Source organism: Pseudarthrobacter sp. RHLT3-21 (assembly GCF_059383495.1).
In genome coordinates this window covers 1-6,073 of record NZ_JBWZCI010000051.1, presented here as the reverse complement: position 1 = coordinate 6,073, position 6,073 = coordinate 1, and the positions used below count along the sequence as shown (strand labels likewise).

The following is a 6,073-nucleotide window of genomic DNA, read 5'->3' as shown; positions in this document are numbered from 1 at the left end:
CACGGCCGATGTCCGTCTTGAAGGAGCGGGTGTCCCGTGGCGGGTTGGGCAGCACAAAGCCGTTTTTGGTCCGGACCCTGGCGTTGAAGTCCTCGAACCCGGGCAGGACACGGGAGATGTGGTCGCGGACCACGTCGTAGTCCTCGGCCATGGCCTTCCAGTCCACGAGGTGGTCCTTGCCGAAGGTCGCTTCTGCCATCCGCGCGACGATCACCGGCTCGGCGAGCAGCGACTGGGCCGTCCGGGACACCCCTGTCTGGGCCACGGCGCGCTCCAGCGTAACCATCACCGCCTTGACGCCTGCGGCTTCGTTCTTGGGTTTGTGGACTTCCAGCTCGTCCTCGTTGATGTCCGCGACGGGGGCCGGCTGCTTGCCGAACTTCATGGGGGACGCCTTTCATGCGCTGACCTTGGCCAGCGTCTCCCGCTCCGCTCCGATGGTGGTGCTGTCCCCGTGTCCGGTGCGGACCACGGTCTCGGGAGGGAGCGTCAGCAGCCGCTCCCGGATCGAGTCGAGGATGGTCGGGTAGTCGCTGAAGGATCTTCCGCTGGCGCCCGGACCGCCGTTGAAGAGCGTGTCTCCGGTAAAGACGGTCCCTTCGGCCTCCAGGAAGAAGCAGGTTGAGCCGGGGGAGTGCCGGGGGTGTGGATGGCCCTCAGGGTGGCGCCGCCCACCTGGAACACGTCACCGTCGGCGAGGTCGCGGTCCGGTTTGAAATCAGGATAGACCTGCTCCCAGAGCACCAGGTCATCAGGGTGCATGTAGATGGGGGCGTTCACGGCGTCCACCACGGCACGCGCCGCGCCGATGTGGTCGTTGTGCGCGTGGGTGAGCAGGATGGCCAGGACCTTCCGGCCGCGGACCTGGCCGATGATCGCCTCTGCGTCATGCGGGGAATCGATGATCACGCATTCGTCGTCGTTTCCCACGATCCAGACGTTGTTGTCGACGTCCCAGGTGCCGCCGTCGAGCGAAAAAGTGCCGGAGGTGACGATGTTCTCGATGGTGACGCTCATGCGGACTCCGCCACCGAAACACCGGCAAGAGCCGGGCGGATTTCAACCACGGAGCGCAGGACTTTGCCCTCGTGCATTTTGGCGATGGCCTCCTCCACCTGGTCGATGGCGATTCGTTCGGTGACAAACGCGTCCTGGTCCAGGTTGCCCCGCTTGTATTGAATTGCGTCTGACACAACACGATGCACATAGCGCGTACTGGAAAATATGACAGCGATCACATTGGGTGTCAATAGATCGCGGAAGTGTTGCCTGCCGGCGCCGCTCCGGGGTTCCTGGCCGTGCCTCAAATTCGCAACCTAGTCTCATTGAACGCAACTAACTGCTCGCATCCTGGCTCGCACATCCACTGTGCAGCCGCATGGACTTGCTCTGATTAAAGCGCAAACCCGAAAAAAGCATTGACTGTGTTACATGTCACGCCTAGTCTGGTGCAACAGCGTTGCACTGAATGCAACTCCAAAACACTTTGGTGGACATATGAGTAACGAAACTTCCTCCCCCGCCACACTTGCGGGGCCGATCAGCCCGGAGTCGAATAGCGGGCATGGCAGTACATCCTCCGGACGCGCCACGTTGAGGGGCCACATGGGTCCGGCCGGCAGCGGCGGTGGCGCCCTCGGCGACAGCAGCGGAGTCAATGCCGGCGTCAGCAAACAAACCCGCCGCAGGGTCATCGCGGCCAGCTTCATCGGCAACTTCGTTGAGTGGTTCGACTACGCCGTTTACGGCTACCTGGCCGTCACGATCGCCACTGTCTTCTTTCCTGAGTCAGATCCCCAGACCGGGCTTCTGCTGACCTTCGCCCTGTTTGCGATTTCATTTCTGGTACGCCCGCTCGGCGGGTTCGTCTGGGGCCACATCGGTGACAGGGTGGGCCGGCGGACAGCGCTCTCCCTCTCGATTTTGATCATGTCCGGAGCAACCTTCTGCATAGCTCTCATTCCGGGCTATGCCACGATCGGCGTCTGGGCTCCCATCCTGCTTCTGATCATCCGGGTAGCGCAGGGCTTCTCCGCCTCTGGTGAATACGCTGGAGCGTCAGCCTTTCTGGTCGAGTACGCCCCCGCCAACAAGCGCGGCCTCTACGCCGCGGTTGTTCCCGCCAGCACCGCCGCCGGCTTGCTCCTCGGTTCCCTGATCGCAGGCCTGTTGACAGTCCTGCTCAGTGCCGATGCCATGCAAAACTGGGGTTGGCGCCTGCCGTTCCTGCTCGCAGCCCCGATGGGACTGATCGGCCGCTACATCCGGACCAAGCTCGAAGACACCCCGGTGTTCCGCGAGCTGGCAGCGGAGGACGAGGCCATCAAGGCACCCGTGTCCAGCCTGTTCCGGAACCACTGGCGGCAGCTGCTGCAGGCCGTCGGGGCCGTGCTGCTCAACGCCGTCGGGTTCTATGTCATCCTCAGCTACATGCCCACCTATCTGTCGTCGGAGCTGGGCCTGGGCGGCACCGAATCGTTCCTTGCGACGACCATCGCGCTGGTCACCTACATCGGCTTTATCTTCCTGACGGGGATGCTTTCGGACCGTTACGGACGCAAGAAGGTGCTTATCAGTGCATCCATCACCTTCATTGTGCTGACCGTGCCCGCCTTCGCACTGCTGGGAACCGGGAATTTCCTGGTCATCGTCCTCGTCCAGATCCTGCTGGGCGCGATGCTCACCCTCAATGACGGAACACTTCCCAGCTTCCTGGCCGAAATGTTCCCCACCCGCGTCCGCTACAGCGGCTTCGCGGTCAGCTTCAACCTCTCCAACGCCCTGTTCGGCGGTACCGCCCCATTCATGGCAACGCTCCTGATCGCGGCCACTGCCAGCGATCTCGCCCCGGCCTGGTACCTCGTCGCTGCGGCAGTCATCTCCCTGATCGCCGTTTCATTATCCAGGGAAACCTGCAAAGAACCGTTGCGCCACGAATAGCCAACCTGTTTCAACCGCTTCTCCCCTCAAGTAAACGCACCACAGGAAAGGCATCACCACAATGACCACCACAGCATCTGAAAACGCCACATCCGTCGCCGAACTGGAGCGTCTGAAGGTCCTCAACAACGGCCAGAAGGTCTCCCTGACCTTCTCCGATGCCGAATTCGAGCGGCGCATTGCCGGTCTTCGCCGGATCATGGCCGAGAAGGAACTGGACGCCGTCGTCCTCACCAGCTACCACTCCATCAAGTACTACTCCGACTTCCTGTTCACCACCTTCGGCCGCTCCTACGGCATGGTGGTCACCAAGGATGACACCGTCACAGTCACAGCCAACATCGACGCCGGCATGCCCTGGCGCCGCAGCTACGGCGACAACCTCGTCTACACAGACTGGCGCCGGGACAACTACATCTTCGCCATCCAGGAAGTCCTGCGGACCCGCGGCATCAACCCGCGCCGCCTCGGCGTCGAGGACGACTCGCTGCCGCTGGATAACCGCAACAAGATCCAGGCCGCCTTCTCCGGCGCGACGCTCGTGGACGTGGCGCATGCAGCGATGCGCCAGCGCATGATCAAGTCCGCCGAAGAAATCGAGATCATCAAGCACGGTGCCCGTATCGGCGACCTCGGCGGCGAGGCCATCCGCAACGCCATCACGGCCGGCATCACCGAGTACGAGGTCGCCCTGATCGGCACCGAAGCCATGGTCCACGAGATCGCCCGCACGTTCCCGGACTCCGAAATCCGCGACACCTGGGTCTGGTTCCAGTCCGGCATCAACACGGACGGCGCCCACAACTGGGCCACCACCCGCAAGATCCAGGAACACGACATCCTGTCCCTGAACTGCTTCCCCATGACCAGCGGCTACTACACGGCTTTGGAGCGCACCCTGTTCTACGGCCAACCGGATGCCCGCTCGCTCGAATTGTGGAACATCAACGTTGAGGTCCACAAGCGCGGCCTAGAGCTGATCAAGCCCGGCGCCGTCTGCAAGGACATCGCCGCGGAGCTCAATGAGATCTACGTGGGCCACGGACTGCTGGCCAACCGCACCTTCGGCTACGGCCACTCCTTCGGTGTCCTCAGCCACTACTACGGCCGCGAAGCCGGGCTGGAGCTCCGCGAGGACATCGACACCGTGCTGGAGCCGGGCATGGTGGTCTCCATGGAGCCCATGATTACCGTCCTGGATGGCCAGCCGGGTGCCGGCGGCTACCGCGAACACGACATCCTGGTGGTGGGCGAAGACGGTGCCGAGAACATCACCAAGTTCCCGTTCGGCCCCGGGTACAACATCATCGGAGCCTGACCCCTCCAACCACCAACCAGGGAAGCGGCGCCGTGTCCCACGCGGCGCCGCTTTCCGCTGACTATGCGCAATGATAGTGAGCATCATGACCACACCAGACTCCACTGACACCAACGGCAAGGGCGACACCAAGGGCGCCTCAGTCATTGTCAACGCCATCGCCGTCCTTCGATCGTTCACGGCCGACGAACCTCTGCTAGGCGTCACGGAGATCGCCAACCGTGTGGGCCTGCACAAAAGCACGGTGTCACGGATCCTGGCAACCTTCGAACAGGAAAACCTCGTCGAACGCGATGCGGACACACGCCGCTTCCGGCTCGGACTGGGCCTGATCGCTGTCGCGGGCCCGCTACTTGCCGAACTGGAGGAGCGGCGCGTCGCTTATCCCGTCCTTCGTGAACTCACTGAACTGACAGGCGAAACCAGCGCCTTGATGATGTGGGAGGGCAACGAGTCAATCTGCGTGGAGCAGATTGCCAGCCGTCACCAGATCAAGCACACTGCCCCGCTGGGGGCGCGGTACAGCGACGCGTTGAGTTCCTCGGTTCAGGTGTTCCTCGCAACGGAACCGGAGGAGAAGGTGCGTGCCCTCCTGCGGAGCGGAGCCATTTCCTACCCCGGGCTGGACGAGGCCTCGCTCGAGGACTACCTGCTCCGGCTTAAAGACGATTCCAGCCGGGGATGGGCCATCAACTACGGCGAATCCTCCCTTGACGAAGTGGGCGTTGCCGCCCCCGTCTACGATCACCGCGGCGACCTTGTGGCAGCAGTCCTCATCCCGGCCCCGCGGTTCCGCGTCTCCAAGGACCGCCTGCAGAGCCTCGGCGAATCCTGCATGGCAGCGGCGGACAAAGTCACCGCACGGCTGGGCGGCAACGCACCCGCCACCGGCACCACCAAACGCTCTCTCACTTAACGCAAGAAAATCACGAACGCTCTCTCACCGTGTGAGACAGCGTTCGGCTCAAAGCTGCAGGAAGTGAGAGAGCGTCTGGTCCGCTAGGAATCCTCGGGCCGGGATGAATCCCCTGACCCCATCTCGTCCGCATAGGGCGCGCGGGGGCTGGCCTGGTCAGAGGTAAGTTCGTTTGCCGCCATAGCCAGCAGGTCCCGTTGCAGTTCATGGAGGGAGAGGAGTCCTTGCATGTAGGCCTCCACTTCATACTCGCCCACTGATCCCCCGATGCCGAAGTAGTAGAGCCACAGGTCGCCGGTGCTGACTTGTGCTGCTGCCAATGCTGCCTGGAGCCTGCGGCGTTGCTCCGGTTCGCTGCTATCGAAGCCCATCACTACTGCCTCTATGCGCGTCGGAGGCTACGCCTGCCAGGACAATGGCGCTGACTTCCCTGAGCGTGCTGCGCGTTGCGCGGGCCTGCCGCATCAGGTGCTGAAGTGCAGCGTCCTCGGTGAGCGTGCGTCGCTCCATGAGCATTCCGCAGGCCCGGTTAATCAGGTCCCTGCTGTAGAGAGCAGATTGAAGGCTCTCACTGATCCGTTCAGGAGTCTCGGCGGTTTGGATGTGGGACAGCAGCGTTGCCGCGGGTGAAGCAAAAAGCTCCATGAGGGCCGTGGTGGCATCCTCAAAAGCGCCGGGGGTGGCGGCATAAATCTTCATTGCACCTATGGCCTGCCCGTTGGCGATCAGGGGTGTGCTGATCACCGAGCGGATTGGGAGGTCGACGACGGCGGCGCTCCAGTTTGGCCAGCGGAATTTTTCAAGCTGAACGGTACCAACGGGAGTTAGGCGGCTGACTGTTCGGGGATTTCCTTGGGTTGGTTGATCCACGCCGGTCCTGGGAGGGCGAGTATTTTTGG

General features: G+C 62.7%; 5 protein-coding genes and 3 pseudogenes. 3 read left to right on the top strand and 5 right to left on the bottom strand.

The window, feature by feature from the left end:
- The 3 pseudogenes from AC50YA_RS22985 to AC50YA_RS22975 all read right to left on the bottom strand — a co-directional run.
- A pseudogene (locus AC50YA_RS22985) lies at nucleotides 1–232 on the bottom strand (hypothetical protein); the annotation flags it as partial.
- Nucleotides 233–397: 165 nt separating this feature from the next.
- A pseudogene (locus AC50YA_RS22980) lies at nucleotides 398–909 on the bottom strand (MBL fold metallo-hydrolase).
- A gap of 104 nt (nucleotides 910–1,013) precedes the next feature.
- Nucleotides 1,014–1,175: pseudogene (locus AC50YA_RS22975) on the bottom strand (S-(hydroxymethyl)mycothiol dehydrogenase); the annotation flags it as partial.
- Nucleotides 1,176–1,605: 430 nt separating this feature from the next.
- Here AC50YA_RS22975 and AC50YA_RS22970 point away from each other — a divergent pair.
- The 3 genes from AC50YA_RS22970 to AC50YA_RS22960 all read left to right on the top strand — a co-directional run bounded on the left by AC50YA_RS22970 (nucleotide 1,606) and on the right by AC50YA_RS22960 (nucleotide 5,174).
- Nucleotides 1,606–2,940 (top strand): MFS transporter, encoded by a 1,335-nt coding sequence (locus tag AC50YA_RS22970; RefSeq protein WP_494984459.1) that lies wholly within the window; start codon nucleotides 1,606–1,608, stop codon nucleotides 2,938–2,940.
- Nucleotides 2,941–3,001: 61 nt separating this feature from the next.
- Nucleotides 3,002–4,258 carry an aminopeptidase P family protein gene (locus tag AC50YA_RS22965; protein WP_494984458.1) on the top strand — a complete coding sequence of 419 codons (1,257 nt, stop codon included), beginning with the start codon at nucleotides 3,002–3,004 and terminating at the stop codon, nucleotides 4,256–4,258.
- Nucleotides 4,259–4,343: 85 nt separating this feature from the next.
- The gene (locus AC50YA_RS22960) at nucleotides 4,344–5,174 is read left to right on the top strand and encodes an IclR family transcriptional regulator (RefSeq protein WP_494984457.1); all 831 of its coding nucleotides are present in this window, start codon (nucleotides 4,344–4,346) and stop codon (nucleotides 5,172–5,174) included.
- A gap of 83 nt (nucleotides 5,175–5,257) precedes the next feature.
- Here AC50YA_RS22960 and AC50YA_RS22955 read toward each other — a convergent pair whose 3' ends face one another.
- Together AC50YA_RS22955 and AC50YA_RS22950 are read right to left on the bottom strand one after the other, a co-directional pair.
- Entirely contained in the window at nucleotides 5,258–5,545 is a 288-nt protein-coding gene (locus tag AC50YA_RS22955; RefSeq protein ID WP_494984456.1) for a hypothetical protein, read from the bottom strand.
- The gene (locus AC50YA_RS22950; protein ID WP_494984455.1) at nucleotides 5,532–6,044 is read right to left on the bottom strand and encodes a GAF and ANTAR domain-containing protein; all 513 of its coding nucleotides are present in this window, start codon (nucleotides 6,042–6,044) and stop codon (nucleotides 5,532–5,534) included. The genes AC50YA_RS22955 and AC50YA_RS22950 overlap by 14 nt, the downstream gene beginning before the upstream one ends.
- Nucleotides 6,045–6,073: the final 29 nt, after the last annotated feature.